Origin of the sequence: Bradyrhizobium sp. CIR48 (assembly GCF_014198315.1) — a bacterium.
Taxonomy (GTDB): Bacteria; Pseudomonadota; Alphaproteobacteria; order Rhizobiales; family Xanthobacteraceae; genus Bradyrhizobium.
On the sequence record NZ_JACIHG010000001.1, the window covers coordinates 1,294,339 to 1,311,914 of the forward strand.

Annotated in this window: 15 protein-coding genes; 9 read left to right on the forward strand and 6 right to left on the reverse strand. The window is 64.5% G+C overall.

Annotation, left to right across the window (positions count from 1 at the left end):
• Positions 1 to 108 precede the first annotated feature (108 nt).
• Positions 109 to 3,132, reverse strand: coding sequence for an adenylate/guanylate cyclase domain-containing protein (locus GGD66_RS06315; RefSeq protein WP_210311329.1), 3,024 nt, complete (start codon positions 3,130 to 3,132; stop codon positions 109 to 111).
• A 345-nt stretch (positions 3,133 to 3,477) separates the two neighbouring features.
• Here GGD66_RS06315 and GGD66_RS06320 point away from each other — a divergent pair, with 345 nt between their 5' ends.
• Complete coding sequence (locus GGD66_RS06320) at positions 3,478 to 3,690, forward strand: hypothetical protein (RefSeq protein ID WP_183257105.1); 213 nt, start codon at positions 3,478 to 3,480, stop codon at positions 3,688 to 3,690.
• Positions 3,691 to 3,799: 109 nt separating this feature from the next.
• Here GGD66_RS06320 and GGD66_RS06325 read toward each other — a convergent pair whose 3' ends face one another.
• Positions 3,800 to 5,152 (reverse strand): Nramp family divalent metal transporter, encoded by a 1,353-nt coding sequence (locus tag GGD66_RS06325; protein ID WP_183257106.1) that lies wholly within the window; start codon positions 5,150 to 5,152, stop codon positions 3,800 to 3,802.
• Between the two features lie 167 nt (positions 5,153 to 5,319).
• Between GGD66_RS06325 and GGD66_RS06330 the strand changes: the two genes are divergently transcribed.
• Complete coding sequence (locus GGD66_RS06330; protein WP_183257107.1) at positions 5,320 to 6,564, forward strand: MFS transporter; 1,245 nt, start codon at positions 5,320 to 5,322, stop codon at positions 6,562 to 6,564.
• Here GGD66_RS06330 and GGD66_RS06335 read toward each other — a convergent pair.
• Positions 6,561 to 7,820, reverse strand: coding sequence for an adenylate/guanylate cyclase domain-containing protein (locus GGD66_RS06335; protein ID WP_183257108.1), 1,260 nt, complete (start codon positions 7,818 to 7,820; stop codon positions 6,561 to 6,563). The two genes, GGD66_RS06330 and GGD66_RS06335, sit on opposite strands and share 4 nt — an antisense overlap.
• A gap of 163 nt (positions 7,821 to 7,983) precedes the next feature.
• Between GGD66_RS06335 and GGD66_RS06340 the strand changes: the two genes are divergently transcribed.
• A complete protein-coding gene (locus tag GGD66_RS06340) occupies positions 7,984 to 9,138 on the forward strand; it encodes an MFS transporter (RefSeq protein ID WP_183257109.1) in 1,155 nt (384 codons plus the stop codon).
• A 31-nt stretch (positions 9,139 to 9,169) separates the two neighbouring features.
• Positions 9,170 to 9,361, forward strand: a complete 192-nt coding sequence (locus tag GGD66_RS06345; RefSeq protein WP_092257523.1) for a hypothetical protein — start codon at positions 9,170 to 9,172, stop codon at positions 9,359 to 9,361.
• A gap of 6 nt (positions 9,362 to 9,367) precedes the next feature.
• On the opposite strand, the gene GGD66_RS06350 is transcribed toward GGD66_RS06345, so the two are convergent.
• Both GGD66_RS06350 and dmeF read right to left on the reverse strand, forming a co-directional pair.
• Positions 9,368 to 10,198: an N-acyl homoserine lactonase family protein gene (locus tag GGD66_RS06350; RefSeq protein WP_092257526.1), complete on the reverse strand. Its 831-nt coding sequence runs from the start codon at positions 10,196 to 10,198 to the stop codon at positions 9,368 to 9,370.
• A gap of 81 nt (positions 10,199 to 10,279) precedes the next feature.
• Positions 10,280 to 11,254, reverse strand: coding sequence for a CDF family Co(II)/Ni(II) efflux transporter DmeF (dmeF, locus tag GGD66_RS06355; protein ID WP_183257110.1), 975 nt, complete (start codon positions 11,252 to 11,254; stop codon positions 10,280 to 10,282).
• 198 nt (positions 11,255 to 11,452) lie between these two features.
• Between dmeF and GGD66_RS06360 the strand changes: the two genes are divergently transcribed.
• The 4 genes from GGD66_RS06360 (at position 11,453) to GGD66_RS06375 (ending at position 15,179) form a co-directional block, all read left to right on the forward strand.
• Entirely contained in the window at positions 11,453 to 12,271 is an 819-nt protein-coding gene (locus GGD66_RS06360) for a chromate resistance protein ChrB domain-containing protein (protein WP_026202293.1), read from the forward strand.
• Positions 12,271 to 13,656 carry a chromate efflux transporter gene (gene chrA / locus GGD66_RS06365; RefSeq protein ID WP_183257111.1) on the forward strand — a complete coding sequence of 462 codons (1,386 nt, stop codon included), beginning with the start codon at positions 12,271 to 12,273 and terminating at the stop codon, positions 13,654 to 13,656. The genes GGD66_RS06360 and chrA overlap by 1 nt, the downstream gene beginning before the upstream one ends.
• 489 nt (positions 13,657 to 14,145) lie before the next feature.
• A complete protein-coding gene (locus GGD66_RS06370; RefSeq protein ID WP_092257534.1) occupies positions 14,146 to 14,523 on the forward strand; it encodes a PRC-barrel domain-containing protein in 378 nt (125 codons plus the stop codon).
• A gap of 368 nt (positions 14,524 to 14,891) precedes the next feature.
• Complete coding sequence (locus GGD66_RS06375; protein ID WP_183257112.1) at positions 14,892 to 15,179, forward strand: hypothetical protein; 288 nt, start codon at positions 14,892 to 14,894, stop codon at positions 15,177 to 15,179.
• 136 nt (positions 15,180 to 15,315) lie between these two features.
• On the opposite strand, the gene GGD66_RS06380 is transcribed toward GGD66_RS06375, so the two are convergent.
• Positions 15,316 to 16,293, reverse strand: coding sequence for an ABC transporter substrate-binding protein (locus tag GGD66_RS06380; protein ID WP_092257537.1), 978 nt, complete (start codon positions 16,291 to 16,293; stop codon positions 15,316 to 15,318).
• A 301-nt stretch (positions 16,294 to 16,594) separates the two neighbouring features.
• On the opposite strand from GGD66_RS06380, the gene GGD66_RS06385 reads away from it, so the two are divergent.
• Positions 16,595 to 17,011 (forward strand): RidA family protein, encoded by a 417-nt coding sequence (locus tag GGD66_RS06385; protein WP_179740221.1) that lies wholly within the window; start codon positions 16,595 to 16,597, stop codon positions 17,009 to 17,011.
• Positions 17,012 to 17,576: the final 565 nt, after the last annotated feature.

Sequence of the window (17,576 nt, forward strand, 5' to 3'; positions counted from 1 at the left end):
CACCGACGGCTCGCAACGCCCTCGGACGGCGATTGGCCCAACAGAAGATCCCATAGGAGAGGCTGCGGAGCCCCGGCGGCATTGCATCAGGAGTGCCAGCTGAGATTTTCATGCTGCGTACCCGTCCTTCCGCCAATCTGCGAGCGCCGCGGCGGCCCGCATCCGGTAGTGAGGCATGCCCAGACGCTCCGCCGCCTCGGCGGTTCGCTTGAAATGCGCTTCGGCCCCGGCCTGATCGCCGGCTTGCCGCAGCGTTTCGGCGAGCTCGTACAGGGCTTCGGTCTGGTGTCCGTATTCCTCGGCGGCCTGCTCGACCGCCTTGCGTCCGACGGCGATCGCATCGTCCAGTCGTCCGAGCTTGCGATAGGCGACACCCAGGCTGACGCGCATGAACGTCCTGCCATAGGGGCCGGCCGCCTCGTAGATGCGATCGGCGAATCCCTTCTCCAGCATGGGCACCGCTTCGGCAGCCTTGCCATTGCGCGCCAGCGCGCTGCCAAGAACGCCGGTGCAGACGGACAGCATGGTCGGCACGTTGTGCGTCATGCATTGCTGCACACCCGTGCGCATCAGGGACTCGGCACGGTCGAGCTCCTCGCGTTCGACCCAGATCTGCGATTGGACCGTGTCGATCAACAGACGGGAATATGGGTGATCGATGTTCGACAGAATCTCATAGCTCTTGGCGAAGAAATCGTCCGCCGCACCGCCATCCCCGAGGCGCCACAGCGTGCTGGCATGAAATGCGTACAGGTTGATGATCGGAATCGCCGCCCAGCCCGGCTGGACATAATGCGCCGACAATTCCGGTTCGTAGTCCGACAGCAGGATGCGGCCTTCGGCCGCCGCGTCCGCGTACCGCCCGAGCGCATGCAGATGCATGAGGCGGGTCTGATGCGCCGCCATCATCATGTGACGACGCTGTGCGAGGCGAGCCGCTTCCAGTCCCTGCGAAGCGTAGCCCAGACCTTGCTCGAAACGTCCGCGCATCCACAGAAACACTGCCGTCTCGGTCGAAACCGCCGCTCGTGCACGCTGATCGTTCAGTTGCACGGCGATGGCTTCAGCCCGCTCCATGTTGTCGAAGATCTCGTCGATCTGCCCGAGAGCCAGCATTGCGCCAATGGCCTCCAGCCGGAGCGCGAGCTCCAGGGTCTGGGCGGTCGTCGCGCCCTCGACGCGCCGTGCCGCCTGGATGCCCTTCTCCAGCAATTGGACGGCCTCCCGATTGGCCGAGCGCGAGATGGCACGCGCCATCGACTTGACGGCGAATCTTGCCGCCTGCTCCCATTCCTCGCCCCCGAAGGCATGATGCGCCAGTGCCGGCGCGGCATCGACATCGGCGGCCCCGGGCTGGGCGTGCAGCGCCAGGAAGGCCTGGCGATGCAGCGCCTTGAGCCTGGCGCGCGTGAGCACCCCAAGCACGACGTCACGGACCAAGGCATGGCGGAACGCGAAGGCGTGCGATCCGTGCGAGCCCCTCGCCTGATCCGGACTCGTCAGCAATCCGGATGCGACACAAAGGCCTAGCAATTCTTCGGCGCGATCGAGGTCCACGGCCTGCATCGCGGCAACCAGATCGCGCGTGATGGGATCACCAAGGATGGCCGCAGCCTCGAGCGCCGACTTTGCGGCTTCGGGCAGCCTGTCGACCCGCGCCCCGATCACCGCCGCGATGGAGCCCGGCACCCGCAGCTCTCCGAGAGGCCTCTGCAAACGGTAGGCGCCGGGGGTCCCTTCCAGCGACCCGTCATCGATCAGCGTGAAAACCAGTTGCTCCAGGAAGAAGGGATTGCCGTCGGCGCGCGCGACCAGTTCGGTCATGACGCCAAGCACGGACGGATCATCGCCGAGACAGGCGCGCGCGAGCTGGAGCATTTCTCCGTCGCCCAGCGGCTCGATCACGCGCTCGGAAAACCAGGACGCCCGACGCCACTGATGGTCGAAATCCGGGCGATAAGTGACGCAAATCAGGACCGGCATCGCCTGAAGTTTTGGAAGCAGGCCCTCGAACAGCCGCCGGCTCTCGCGGTCGGCCAGGAAGACGTCCTCGAGCACGAGCAGGAAAGCGCCGGACCGCACGCGTCTGCGCACGAGCCAGAGCAACGCCTCGCCGATCCGGCGCCGTCGTTGCGCCGGGTTCAGCGCCAGCCAGGCCTCATCCGGCGCCGCAAGTCCCAAGAGATCATTGACCGCCGCCAGATGCTCGGCGCCGTCATCGGGCCATTTCGCAATCAACGCCTGCTTGGCGGAATGCCGAATGTCTGCCGCGCTGGTTTGCGCAAGCCCGACCAAACTTGCGGTCAGATCGGTGGCGGTGCTGTAGGCCCGCGTGCTCGCATACCCTCTCGCCTGCGAAAAGCAGACGTCCACGCCCTCTTGCGCGAGGCTGTCCATCCAGTCGACGATCAGGCGCGACTTGCCGATCCCGGCATCGCCACACAACCCGATGGTTCGCATTCCGGACTTTTGAACGGTCTCCAGGGTCCCTTCCAGGACCCTCAAGGTGTCTTCGCGTCCGATCAGAGGCGCCCAGCGCGGCTTCCGCGTCAATGGCGCGGCCGCCGAACTTTCGGTCTCCACCACGACTTCATGCACTTCGATCGGAACATCCAGTCCGCGCACGATCCGCACGCCCGCCGTACGCGTGTCGATCTGCTGCGCGACCAGCCGCTGCGTCGCGGCGCTGATCAGGATGCCGCCGGGCGGCGCCATCTTCTCAAGTCGCGAAGCGAGATGGATTGTCTTTCCGTCCGCGCCGTAGTGCGACCACCGGTACTGTCCGACGATACCGACCAGCACCTCGCCCGAATTGATACCGATGCGCAGCGTCGGGCTGACGACGCCTCCGATATCTTGGGCTGGAATGGATGCTCTCTGCATCTTGAGAGCGGCAAGGCACGCCCGCAGGGCGTGGTCCTCCTGCGCCACGGGCGCGCCGAACAAGGCGACGAGGCCATCGCCGAGCAACTGGCTCACCGTGCCGCCATAGGTCTCGACCGCGTCAGCCAACCGGTCCAATGCCCTGCCGAGATAGGCGCGGGCTTCCTCGGGGTCGACATGCTGCAAAAGGGAGGTCGAATTGCAGACGTCGACGAACAGCACGCTGACCTGCTTGTTTTCAGTCAGCATCTGCGAGCGAACGGGAAGATGATGGTGCAGCTGGACGACGTGCGCATCGCGCTCGGGGGCGCCCGGCTCCTCCGCGTTACGATTGAGACTCGCGCCACATTGAGAGCAGAAGCGATGCTCGCGGGAAATACGGGCTGAACAAGCGGGACACCTGGTCACGGCAGCACACACTCATCAATGACTTGAACGAAATTACCAACGCGTTCTGGCTTGAACATCGCCCCTTCGAGGCGTGAACCCGCTCAGCAGAAAAACAAGCTGTCGAACAATCCAAACGATCAAATCAAAAATTTCGTGCGCCAACTCTATTCGCGCACAACCGATAGATGAGTCCGGAGAATTGCAGTGGCCGCTCTTGGTCCGGCGCAGGATCCGCCGATCATCCCGCCGGAAGCAAAATCAATGCTGAAACAGGGGTTATTATTGTACGCCCGGTCAGCAATTGCAACTAGTATACGCGCGCCGCACAAATTGAAAAGTGACAGTTTGCCAAATCGAGTTCCGACGCCAGGATTTGCAACCCCTGCGCGCGAAATCGAAAGCAAAGTCGCCAGCTAAGACATCTAACCGGGCAGACGCTCGCTTTCGCAAAGGTCACGCTCGCTGCCTGATCGGGGGCCGTCCGAGCAAGGCCCACTTGAACGGGCCGGATAGATAGCCGCCGCTCTCACCCGAACAGCGTATCCACCAGCAGCTTCACGTTCAAAATCACGATGACGCCCGCGACGATCCACGCGATCGTCGCGACATATCCCGGAATCGCGAACTGCCCCATCTTGCGACGGTCGGAGACGAAGCGGACCAGCGGGATCACCGCAAAGGGCAGCTGCATCGACAGCACCACCTGGCTGAACACCAGCAGATCAGCGGTGCCGCGCTCGCCATAGATCGCCGTCACCACGATCACCGGAACGATGGCGATGCCGCGGGTGAGCAGGCGGCGCGCCCAGCTCGGCAGGCGCAGGTCGAGAAAGCCTTCCATCACGATCTGGCCGGCGAGCGTCGCCGTCACCGTCGAGTTCAGGCCGGAGGCGAGCAGCGCCACGGCGAACAGCGTCGAAGCGATGCCGAGGCCGAGCAGCGGCGACAGCAGCTCGAAGGCCTGGCCGATCTCGGCAACGTCGGAATGGCCGCTCTTGTGGAAGGTTGCGGCTGCGACCACCAGGATCGCGGCATTGATGAACAGCGCCAGCATCAGGGCGATGGTCGAGTCCGTCGTCGCCCATTTGATCGCCTCGCGCCGGCCGGTGTCGTTGCGCTCATAGGCGCGCGTCTGCACGATCGAGGAATGCAGATAGAGATTATGCGGCATCACCGTCGCACCGATGATCCCGATCGCGATGTAGAGCATCTCGGGGTTGGTGAAGATCTCGCTCTTCGGCATGAAGCCGTGCAGGACCTCCGCAACCGGCGGCGCCGCAGCCACGATCTGGACCGCGAAGCAGACCGCGATCACCGCCAGGAGTGCGATGACGAAGGCTTCGAGGAAGCGGAAGCCGCGATTCATCAGCAGCAGCAGCAGGAACGCATCGAGGGCCGCGAGCAGCGCGCCGCCGATCAGGGGAATGCCGAACAGCAGCTTCAGCGCGATCGCGGTGCCGATGACTTCGGCGAGATCGCAGGCAATGATCGCCGCCTCGCAGGCGAGCCAGAGCAGGAAATTCACCGCCGGCGAATAGGTGGCGCGGCAGGCCTGCGCGAGGTCACGGTCGGTGACGATGCCGAGCCGTGCCGCCAGCGACTGCAGCAGGATCGCCATCAAATTCGAAAGCAGGATGACCGATAGCAGCGTGTAGCCGAACTTGGAGCCACCGGCGAGGTCGGTCGCCCAATTGCCGGGGTCCATGTAGCCGACCGAGACCAGATAGCCCGGGCCGACAAAGGCGAGCAGCCGGCGCCACCAGCGGCCCGCGGCCGGAATGGCGACCGTGGCGTTGACCTCGGCGAGACTTTTGGTGACGGGCGCATCAGCGCGCCAGCCGGCGACGTCGGGACTCAAATCAGGCGATCGGGCATCCATGGGGCGAGAATACCGAAATCGAGTCTTATTGCAACTCATTTGCAACTGCATCTAGCGGCATGGGTTCCCGTTCCTGCCGTTATTCGCCGCCGTGTCGGGAAGCGGGTGGGTTTGGCGGCCGTTGGCGCCGGATACTGGCGCCAACCCGACTTTGCAGGAAATGAGCCATGTCAAACCCGCCTCGCCTCCCCGACACCTTTGGCCGCCTCGCCTGGTCCAACCTCGCGGCGCAGTCGGCCGAGCAGATCGCGCTGGCCGCAGCTCCCATCGTCGCCGTGCTCACGCTCGGGGTCGCGGAAGGCCAGACCGGCCTGCTGCAGACCGCACTGACCCTGCCCTTCGTGCTGTTCGCGATTCCGGCCGGTCTGCTCGCCGACCGCATCTCGCGCCGCTCGCTGATGGCCGGCGCGGAGGCGCTGCGGGCGGTGGCCCTCGGGACAATCGTGCTGCTGCTCGCGCTCGGCGCCCTCAATCTTCCGCTGCTGGCGCTGCTCGGCTTCGCAGCCGTGTGCGGCACCGTCGTCTACAGCGTGGCCGCGCCGGCGCTGGTGCCGTCGTTGGTGAGCTCCGACCTCCTGCCGGCGGCGAATGCCCGGATCGAGCTGGCGCGCACCGTCGCCTTCGCCAGCGGACCCGCCCTCGGCGGCGCACTGGTGGGATGGTGGGGCGCGAGCCCGGCGTTCGGCTTCGCCGCGGCGCTGTCGGCGATTGCGGTGGTGCTGCTCTCGGGCATCTTCGAACCGGCGCGCGCGCCCGCCCCGCGGCGACATCCGTTCCAGGATATCCGCGAAGGCGCGGCCTTCGTATTCCGTCATCCGCTGCTGCGGCCGGTGTTCATCACCCAGTTCATCTTCAACACCGGCTGGTTCCTGCAGATCGCGGTGTTCGTGCCCTATGCCGTGCGCCATCTCGGCCTCACCGCCGCCGGCGTCGGCACGGTGCTGACCATGTACGGCGTCGGCATGGTGATCGGCGCGCTGTTCGCGACGCGCGTGATGCAGCGCGTGGCTTTTGGCACCGTCGTCGGCCTCGGCCCGGTGACGGGCTTCGTTGCAGCTGTGGTGATGGCGCTGACGGTGCTGGTCCCCTCGCCCTGGCTCGCGGCGTTGAGCTTCTTCCTGCTCGGCGTCGGGCCGATCCTCTGGGTGATCTCGACCACGACGCTGCGCCAGTCCGTGACGCCGCCGCGCCTCTTGGGCCGCGTCTCCGCCATCAACATCATGAGCTACGGCGCGCGCCCGCTCGGCTCGGCGCTGGGCGCGGTCGTCGGCGGCCTCTGGAGCGCCGAAGCCTGCCTTTATCTCGCGGCCGCCGTGTTCGGCGCGCAGGCGCTGGTGATCTGGCTGTCGCCGGCCGTGGCGCTGGATCGGCAGCCGGACATGGTGGGGGATGAAGTCGCGGCGCGGTGCTAGCTCGCCAGGTACCGCTCGTAGCTCCCCGTCACCGGCTCGCTGGCGTCGACCTCGGGATCGAGCGTGTAGAGATCCTGCGCGCGGCCGATGCCGCGCAGCGCGTAGCGGCCGGTGGAGACGAGATAGCGCCGGCCGGCGGCATCCAGGCCCTTGTAGAATTCCGCCGATGCCAACAGCTCGCGGTCGACCGAGCGGCTCATCGAGGCGATGCGGCTGACCTCGTTGACGGTCGGCCCGACCACCGTGAAATCGAGCCGGTCCTCGCTGCCGATATTGCCATAGAAGACCTCGCCGACATGCAGGCCGATATAGGCCGAGGTGGTGGGACGGCCGTCGGCCTCGCGCCGCTTGTTCAACGCCGCGACGTTCTTGCGGAACAGATGCTCGGCGCGGAGCGCAGCGCGCCGCGCATCCGCCATGTCCTCACCCCAGAACATCGCGAGCACGCCGTCCCCGATCAGCTTGAGCACGTCGCCGCCGGCCTCGTGGATCGCGTCGATCACGGCCTGCGCGTAGTCGTTGAGGAACGGGATGATCTCGTCGGGGCCGATGCTCTCGCTGATTCCGGTCGAACCGCGCAGATCCGAGTACCAGAGCACGGCGTTGATGCGCTCGGTGACGCCGCGCGAGATGCGGCCGCGCAGCACCTGCTCGGAGGCGTCGCGGCCGAGATAGACGCGCCCGAGCGTGCGCGCGATGTCGACCTGCTGGGCCGATTTGATCGCGAGCCCCAGCACCGGCACGAGATCGCGCAGCGCTTCGAGCGCGCCGCCGGAGAAGCCGCTGTCGCGGCGCGTGGTCCAGCAGGAGTAGAGGCAGTCCATCAGGCCGAGCGCGCCGTTCTCGCCGAAGCGATGCACGAAGGCGAGATAGTGCTTGTGGCCTTTTTCGGCGAGCTCGCCGATCTGGGAGAAATCCATCGACGGCGCGTCGGCCAGATCGATCACCATCTCGTCGTGGCCATGCTCCAGCATGTGGAAGAACACCGAGCGGCGCCAGCTTGCGGCGGCGTCGCCCTCGGCGGTCGAGCGGTATTCGAACGCGTCGCTCTCGTTGCTGGGACGGTCGCTCCAGCGGAAGCCGCGGCCCTCATAGATCGGATGCAGCGTGTCGATCACGACCAGCGCACGCGACAGCTCCAGCCCCTCGGCGCGGCAGCGCTCGCAGAAGCCGCGGAGCAGTTCGTTTTCGGGAAGGCCCGTGAGCCCCTGGCCGGTCAGCCAGTTCATCAGCGCAAGGCGCGAGGTCAATTGCATGCGCCATTATGGCGTGCATTCGTGACGGGCGAAAGGCCGCGCGCGAACGTGCGCAACGAGGCTCCCGCCCGCAGCAGGTCGAATATGCCACAGGCGCGGTTGACGCGCTGTCGTGCCGGCTGCAAATGGAACCGATGTCACTGCCGACCAGAAATACAGGAATATGAGCCAGCGCCAGCTTCCGATCATCCTGGCGCTCGGCACCACGCAGACCCTGGCCTGGGCGTCCAGCTATTATCTGCCGGCGCTGATCGCCGATCCCATGGCGCGTGACCTCGGCGTCTCCTCCAACTGGATCTTTGGCGCGTTCTCGGCCTCGCTGGTGATTTCGGCGATGCTCGGCCCGCGCATCGGCCGTCAGATCGATCTCGTCGGCGGCCGGCAGGTGCTGTCGGCTTCGAACCTGACCATTGCCGCCGGCCTCGCGCTGCTTGGCTTCGCACATTCCGTCCCGGTGATGGTGTTCGCCTGGCTCGTGCTCGGCATCGGCATGGCGATGGGGCTCTACGACGCCGCCTTCGCCGCGCTGGGGCGCATCTACGGCACCGAGGCGCGCAGGCCCATCACAGGCATCACGCTGATGGCGGGGTTCGCCTCGACCGTCGGCTGGCCGCTCACGGCCTGGGGCCTGTCGCATATCGGCTGGCGCGAGACCTGCTTTGCCTGGGCGGCCGCCAACATCCTGATCGGCCTGCCGCTCAACTTCTTCGTGCTGCCGACGATCAAGGGCGCCAGGCAGGCGGCGGCGGCCGAGAAGCCGCATCTGCCGCTCGACCGCACCATGATCCTGCTCGCCTTCATCTTCGCGGCGGTCTGGACCGTCACCGGCGCCATGGCCGCGCATTTCCCGCGCATCCTCGAGACGACAGGCGCAACCCCGGTCGAGGCGATCGCCGCCGGCGCGCTGATCGGCCCGGCCCAGGTCGGCGCGCGCATCCTGGAGGCCGGCTTCCTCAGCCGCTTCCATCCGCTGTGGTCGACCCGGCTCGCCTGCCTCACCCACCCCATCGGCGCGGTGATCGTGGCGATCTTCGGCGGCGCCGCGGCGAGCGCGTTCGCGCTGTTCCACGGCTCGGGCAACGGCATTTTGACGATCGCGCGCGGCACGCTGCCGCTGTCGATCTTCGGCCCGAAGGATTTCGGCTATCGCCTCGGCATCATCGGCGCCCCGGCACGGATGGCGCAGGCAGTGGCGCCGCTGACCTTCGGCCTGCTGATCGACCTCATGGGCGCCAAGGTGCTGATCGTCTCGTCCGCGCTCAGCCTCTCGGCGCTGGCGGCGTTGTTCCTGATCCGCACCAAGCCGCGGCCGGATTGACCATGCCCGAGGTTTCGCGCACAAGCGGGCCATGACCGAGGACGCTGGCCCGCCCCGCACATTCAAAAGCCTCCTGCGCTGGGCCACCACCCCGCCGCAGGCCTGGGGCGTCTACCTCCTCGCCGTTCTCTTGATCTGGCTGGTCTCATTCTACGCCGGCACCCTCAAGCCGAAGAAGACGCCGGACGCAAGCCCGCCCACAGTGACGGCACCAAAGGGCTGATCCGCCTTAGTCGTAAAACTCCGGCGCCAGCTTCTGGCTGTCGCGCTGGGCCTTGTCGTGGTTGATCCAGAGCTGCGCCTTCTCCTTGGCCAGGGTGTCAGCGATCTTCTGCATCGAGGCCGCGGTCTGGTCCTTGTCGACGTTCATGCTGGGCACGCGGCGGTTGTCCCAATTATCCCTAAAATGGACGGCGTCGCCCGACAGCACCACCGCGCCGGTCTTCGGCAGTTTCACCAGCAGCGACTGATGCCCGGGCGTGTGGCCGGGCGTCGACAGGATGGTCACGCTGCCATCGCCGAACACGTCCTTGTCGCCGTTGAGCAGCTCGACCGGGTGCGATGGCTTGAAGCGCGGCTGGTTGTTGGCGCCGGGCCAGTCATATTCGGCCTTCTGCACGTAGAGCGTGGCCTGCGGGAACAGCTCGACATTGCCGGTGTGGTCGGGGTGCGTGTGCGAGACGGCCATCGCCTTGACGTCATCGGGCTTCAGCCCAAGCTGTTCGAGCTGGGCGGCAAGCGTCTTCGGCCGGCGCCAGGTGACGGCCTTGGGATCGGCGGGCACGAGGCCGTCGGGCATGCTCGCGACGGAATCGGCGATGCCGGTGTCCCACAGGAACCAGCCCTTGCTGTGCTTGACGAGGTAGCAGGTGTCGACGAAGTCCATCGACTTGCCTTCGTTCAGGCCGGGCGTCCAGCGCGAGATATCACCTGCGGTGCCCTCGCCGCAGTTGAGCACATAGAGCTTCTCGACGCCGGCCTTTTCCGATTGCGCCAGCGCCGCGGGGCCGGACAAAGCGAGCGCAGCGAGGGCGACAGCGAACGTGATCCTGGGCATCATTGTTCCTCCGGTACAGCCATGCGGGCTGCGACCGAGGATCAACCCCGGCCGCATCGCAGAATTCCGCTCGCGCGGTTCACGTCAATGCAGGCAGGTCTCGACCTCCACCGTGACGTGGCTAAGGCCCTTCAGCCCGGCGAGCCGCTGCTTGTAGACGGCCGGCTGCTTCGGCTTGTCGGACACCACCGAGAGCAGCACGGCGCAATGGCCAGGACCGACCTGCCACAGATGCAGATCAGTGACGCGGTCGTCGCCGACCTCCATGCGCGCCCGGATCACCCGCTCCAGCTTCTCATCGGCGCGCACGTCGAGCAGCACCGCGCCCGACGTCTTGATCAAGCCGAACGCCCAGCTCGCGATCACCACGCTGCCGATCAGGCCGACCGCCGGATCGGCCCAGACCCAGCCCGAATACATGGCGACGGCAAGAGCTGCGATCGCCAGCACCGAGGTCGCGGCATCGGCCATGACATGGACGTAGGCCGCGCGAAGGTTGTTGTCGTGATGGTGGTGATGGCCGTGATGATCATGGTCGTGATCCCCGTGGGCATCATGCGCATGGCTGTGGCCGTGATCATGGCCGTGATGGTGATGATCGTGGCTGCCTTGCAGCAGCCACGCGCTGGCGAGGTTGACGCACAGTCCGAGGACGGCCACCGCGATCGCCTCGCCATATACGATCGGCACCGGATTGATCAGCCGCAGCACGCTCTCATAGGCGATCTCGACCGCGATCAATCCCAAAATGATCGCGCTGGCGAAGGCGGCGAGATCGCCGAACTTGCCGGTGCCGAAGGTGAAATGCGCATTGCCCAGATGCCGCCGCGCGAAACGATAGGCGAAGGCGGCGATGCCGAGCGCGGCCGCATGCGTGCCCATGTGCCAGCCGTCGGCGAGCAGCGCCATCGAGCCGAACAGCGAGCCGGCGACAATCTCACCGACCATCATGACCAGCGTCAGGACGACCACGAACCAGGTGCGCCGCTCGTTCTCGTCGTGCTTCTGGCCGAGAAAGGCGTGGTCATGGGTCCATTGTTCGATGGAATGGGAATGCATCGAATTCTCCAGGGGATTCAGGTCTGCTGGGGTTTCAGTATAGACCGGCGGGCAGCACTTTTCGAAGGTCCAATCGTCCTGCGGATTGACAGTGCTTCTTAGTTTCGATGTAATCTGCGCCATGGGGATTTGAGCGATCTCCCCACGAGGCGACACGCCCAAGCATCGCGTCCCGTTCGGTTCTTGCGAGGACGCATCATGTCTACATTCACGACCATATCGTCTGACAAATTGGCACGGTTGATCGGCACGGCGAACACGCCTGTCCTGATCGACGTGCGGACTGAAGAGGATTTTGCCGCCGACCGGCGGCTGATCCCCGGCTCTATCAAGCTCAGCCACGAGAATGTGACCGACTGGGGCGGCGACTTCGCCGGCCGCCGGGCTGTCGTCTCGTGCTTCCGCGGCGAGAAGCTCGCGCAGGGCACGGCGGCCTGGCTCCGCCAGCTCGGCGTGGAGGCCGAGACTCTCGAGGGCGGCTTCGAGGGCTGGAAGGCGGCCAAGCTGCCGCTGGTCGACGCCCGCAAGCTGCCGCCGCGCGATGCCAAGGGGCGCACGGTCTGGGTCACGCGGGCGCGGCCGAAGGTCGACCGCATCGCCTGCCCCTGGCTGATCCGCCGCTTCGTCGATCCCAATGCGGTGTTCCTGTATGTGGCGCCGTCCGAGGTGGTCGCCGTCGGCGAGCGATTCAATGCTGCCCCCTTCGACATCGAGAACGTGTTCTGGAGTCACCGCGGCGAGCTCTGCACCTTCGACGTGATGATCGAGGAGTTCGGCATTGCGACGCCGCCTTTGCTGCGGCTGGCCACGCTGGTGCGCGGCGCCGACACCGCGCGGCCCGACCTCGCCCCGGAGGCGCCCGGTCTGCTCGCGGCCTCGCTCGGGCTGTCGCGGATGTATGACGACGACCTCGCGCAGCTCGAAGCCGGCATGACGCTCTACGATGCCTTCTACCGCTGGTGCCGCGACGCCACCACCGAGACCCACAACTGGCCGACCAACAAGGTGAAGGCGTAATGGACACGCGGAATGTTCAAGCAGGAGCTGATGCCGGTCACGGCATCAGCTTCAACGAAGCGTTCCGCGTCTGGCTTCGCGTCGCCTGCCTGAGCTTCGGCGGGCCCGCGGGCCAGATCGCGGTGATGCACCGCATCCTGGTCGAGGAGAAGAAGTGGATCTCTGAAGGCCGTTTCCTGCATGCGCTGAATTACTGCATGCTGTTGCCGGGACCTGAGGCGCAGCAGCTCGCCACCTATGTCGGCTGGCTGATGCATCGCACTGCCGGCGGGCTGATGGCGGGGGGGTTGTTCATCCTGCCCGGCATCATCGCCATCATGGGCCTCAGCTACATCTACGCGGCTTTCGGCAACGTCAGCTTCGTCGAGGCGCTGTTCTTCGGCCTCAAGGCCGCCGTGCTCGCCATCGTCATCGAGGCCGTGGTACGCGTCGGCAAGCGCGCGCTGAAGAACCGCATCATGATCGCGCTCGCGGCAATCGCCTTCGTCGCGATCTTCTTCTTCGCAGTGCCCTTCCCGATCATCATCATCGCCGCCGGCCTTATCGGTTATGCCGGCGCGCGAAGCGGCCGCGCCGAATTCGCGCCGGCCGGTCACGGCCATGGCGCTAGCGGCGCCGCGATCGACAGCATGCTCGGCGAAGCCGTGCCCGACCACGTCAAACCCAACATCGCGCGCGCGATCCGCGTCGGCGCACTGTGGCTGGCGCTCTGGCTGGTGCCTGTCATCGCACTGCTCCTGGTGCTCGGGCAAGGCAACGTCTTCAGCCAGATCGCGCTGTTCTTCTCGAAGATGTCGCTGGTCACTTTCGGCGGCGCCTACGCCGTGCTGGCCTATGTCGCCCAGCAGGCGGTCGAGCATTATCACTGGCTGAAGCCGCACGAGATGCTCGACGGCCTCGGCATGGCCGAGACCACGCCGGGCCCGCTGATCATGGTGCTCCAGTTCGTGGGCTTCATGGCGGCCTATCGCGACCCGAGCGGCCTGTCGCCGATGCTGGCGGCGACGCTCGGCGGATTGCTCGCGACCTGGGTCACCTTCACGCCGTGCTTCCTCTGGATCTTCGTCGGCGCCCCCTATATCGAGCGCCTGCGCGGCAACACCGGCCTCGCCGGCGCGCTCAGTGCGATCACCGCCGCCGTCGTCGGCGTGATCCTCAACCTCTCGATCTGGTTCGCGCTCCACACGCTGTTCCGCGAGACCGTGCCGGTGCATGCGTTTCCGCTGAACTTCGATATGCCGGTGCTGAGAAGCGTCGATTTGCCGGCGCTGCTGCTGGCGATCGCAGCAGCAACGGCGATCTTCCGGCTCAAGCTGGGCATGCTGACGGTGCTGGCGGGCAGCTGCGCGGCGGGCGTGGCGCTAAGGCTGGCGGGGGTGATTTGAGGCACGTACTCGTCGGTTCGTTGGTCCGGTTTGCTGTTGGAAGGCGACATCGAAGCCGACGCGGCTGCATGGCGGCTTTGGGCCAACAAGAGACTCGTGCATCGCACTCGGCCGTGGTCGCCTGAACTATCGGTAGAGCCACGCCGAGGTTGCGCGCCGTACTGGGCACCTCATCGGCCAACAACAGCTTATGCATCGGGTTGTCGGGATTGACCAGGATCGCGATTTGCGAGGCCCCGGGCACCAATTCCCGGAGGATTTCTATTCGCTTTGCTACGAAATATTGCGTCGCAAAGCGGCGCGAAGCGACCCCGCCGGTCGTCGCCAGATCTGCGCCTCATCGTCGTCCCTCTGTTTGAGCTCTTAAAGTCCATGTCAGCGTCGCCAGGCTGGTCATCGGCGCTACGACCGTTACGCCTAACGCAGGAACACCCTCGGAGCGGCAGAGTTAAGCCGACAAACCACCTACCCCATGAAGGAGAAAAAGTCATGGCCCGCGCAACAGCCCATCCGGATCATCACTGCATCTCAAGCGAAGACATTCAAGGAACCGAGGTGTATGGAGCAGATGGAAAGAATATCGGTGAGATTGATCACCTAATTATCGACAAGGTGTCAGGTCGCGTGGCTTATGCCGTTATGAGCTTCGGCGGATTTGTCGGCTTGGGTCACAGCCATTACCCCATTCCCTGGGGCGCTCTGACGTATGACACGTCACTTGAAGGCTTCCGAACCAATATCACGGAGCAACAGCTGAGGGACGCGCCTGAGTTTAGCGATGACTCCTGGGAAGATCGAAATTGGGAGACCCAAACCCACCGGTATTACGGGACGCCCACCTACTGGGAAGGGCGAGGTGGCCTATAACGCCGACTAGATCAGCGATTTCCGATCGTGAGTGCCAGCTGAACTGATCGGCCGGCCCCCACGCGGTCGGATCAGATCTGGCAGGTTTTGATTTCGTCCCAAGGTTAGGAACCCCAATCCGGTCGCCAATGGCGGCGAGGTCTCAAGCTTGGATGACGTTCGCTGCCGCATTGTCGAGCGAAGCTCTGGCCTGTTCCTGATCCATTGGCGCTGCCTTGCCAGCCGCACTGTGGGCCCCCCGATGTCCCGTTCGGGTCACGAGTGCCATTTGGTATGGTAGGCTGGTTGCTTTCGGTCTCCCCAATGAGCCTCCTGGCTTTCGCCCTACCGGCTCGGCGCGAGAGCGTACGTACGCCTAAGAAAGAGGGATGACTGTTTCAGAGGAAGTCCGAGTTTGGCGGTTACGAGCGCGAGTCTTTGCTGTTGCTGGAGCCCTATGTCTCGCCTTGATTTTCTTGCTGAAGATTCTCGATCCAACCGAGTTCGCGAAAGGCTTGATTGGTCCGCTTGTTCTGGTGCTCGTCTTTCTTTGGCTGTACGGGCTGTTTTGCACCTATCGGTATTGGAAAGATTTTAGAGAAGATGAAGTACGGCGCGGCGGATCAGCGGAAACCGCGCGTGAAAAATGGCATAAACTGCACCCGCCCCCAGGCTAGATGCTGGTGGGCCGCAACGAGCCAAAAGCAGCAATAAACGCCATCCTGGATTGCCGTCGGGATTGCCTCTGAAAGCCGAACTGACACGGGTTCGAGCCATCAGCTGCATATCCGGACTCATGCGGCGCAGCAAATTCTATTCAATCACTTCATCCGCGCGAAGGAGCAACGAGGTCGGCACGGTGACGCCGAGCGCTTTGGCAGTCTTCATGTTGATCACTAGCTGGAATTTGGTCGGCTGCTCGACCGGCAGATCGGAAGGCTTCGTGCCTTTGAGGATCTTATTGACGTAACCGCCTGCACGGCGGAACAGATCGGCTATATCGGGGCCATAAACGACCAATCCGCCATTCGCGAATTCTCGTGAGAGATGAATAGCGGGCAAACGATGCTTCGCCGCGAGCGCAACAATTCGGGGGCCCTGGACTACAGTCAGAGGGTCGCCAAGAACGATCATTGCATCGGGGCGCTGGGCGGCGGCCGAGGCAAAGGCGGTATCGAGCTGCTCAGCCGAGGTCGCCTCCACTATCGGCAGAGCCACGCCCAGGTTCCGAGCTGTGGGAGGAACCTCCTCGACTAATATCAGCCTGTGCATTGGATTGCCCGGATTGACTAAGAGCGCGATTTTCGAAGCGCCGGGCACTAGTTCGCGGAGGATTTCGATTTGCTTTCCGATTGTTACCCCTGCGGAGGTCGCGAGACCCGTTATATTGCCGCCTGGACGCGATAGGCTTTGCACGAGGCCAAGCCCCACGGGATCGAACACTGCCACGAATACGATTGGGATGGTGGCAGTTGCGGATTTCAGGGCTGTGGTTGCCCGCGGCGCCGCAGCGACGAGCACATCGGGACTGAGAGCAATCAGGTCGGCAACTGAAGCTGGCAGTCGGTCTGGGGGTTGGGAAAAACGATACTCGACAATCAGGTTTCTTCCATCGATCCAGCCGTGCTTTTGCAGCCCATCAAATAACGCAAGCTCGGCTTGATTGAGGGCCCGCCCGCTCCCATCACCTATAGCAAGGAAGCCGAGTCGATGGTGTCTACCCTGCGCCCACGAACGTCTCGGCGAAACGAGCAGCGCCGCAGTACCCGCTATGAACTCCCGCCGCTTCATTCGATCCTCATTGCAGCTTGAGGACGAGGTGACGCAGCGTATCACGCATCGATGGTCGTCGCACCTGCTGAGGCAGCAATTGCTGCGTCGCAATTGCGGGGCATCGTGCAAGACGGCTTCGGGTCAAAGGCCGAAAGTCTCGCTGAGAGCAAATCTGGTCTGAACTACCACGGATGGCAGACATCGATTCGGCCGTGAGGATTTCTCAGTCGAGCCAGGAGCCGAAGTGTCGCTTGTCGCCTTCGTATGTTCTATTCGTCGCAGTTGCGCCGTTGACCGCGGCAAAAAACAAGGAGCCCCAATGACCCGATCCGTCCATGTTGCTGCAGGGCTCTTTGATAGCCGGCCGTATGGTTTTGCTCAGGTTACAGTCATTCGGACGCCGTTCGGTGACGTGGTAAATGTGTCCGGCCAGGTCGCTTGGGATGCCGATCGAAACATCGTCGGTGCCGGTGACATCGGGCGTCAACTTGAAAAGAGCCTAGAAAACCTGGCTGTCGCATTGGCATCGGTTGGCGCGACGCTCGATGACGTCGGCTCACTCCGACTCTACATCAAGCTAAGTCACATGCATGAAAGTGGAGCGATCACCACCGCTCTCAGGGCGGCGTTCGGCGAGAACCCGCCCTGCGCAACCTGGATCGGGGTGCCGAGCCTCGCCAACGACGCTTTCCTGATCGAGGTCGAACCCTCTAACGTTTTTCTTGCGCGCAAGTAGATGGCTGACGGCAGCAATGGGTCATAAGCCGTCGAGGATGACCAAGCGGGGCGACTTCCGTCTTGCTCTTGGAAGCTGCCATTCACGAGCACCCGTCCTCAAGGAAAAGCTCGTCGCAGCGCGCCCGTCGGGCAAAACAGCTCGGTCAGTTTGACCAAGCCGCCTGTCAAGCCCCACCTCGCAAAATATTCCACTTTACCGAAATTCGGATTTATCGTACACACTGCTCACCCTGGCCCGAGACAAGGGGCGGATCGCGATCGTCACGAACCGCGGGCTGGGTAGCGATGGACGCGACGGCGTCGGGCGCGAGCGGGCATTGCAGGGCGGGACACCGTGAGCAATGGCTTCGCGCAAACGACACGACGCCGACAGCGTCTTCGTATGGCTTCGGGGGCGAGCACACGCCACCCCTCGGATTCCCAGCGAGGACGTGCGCGGACGGAGAAGTCGTGTGGTCCCGGCGCCCGGGGTTCTGGCGTCAAGCCTTGGCGGTGATGTGTGGCCGACCGGCACGCGCATCGATTATCCGCAAGGCGACGGGGGCAATAGTGCAACGCTCCCC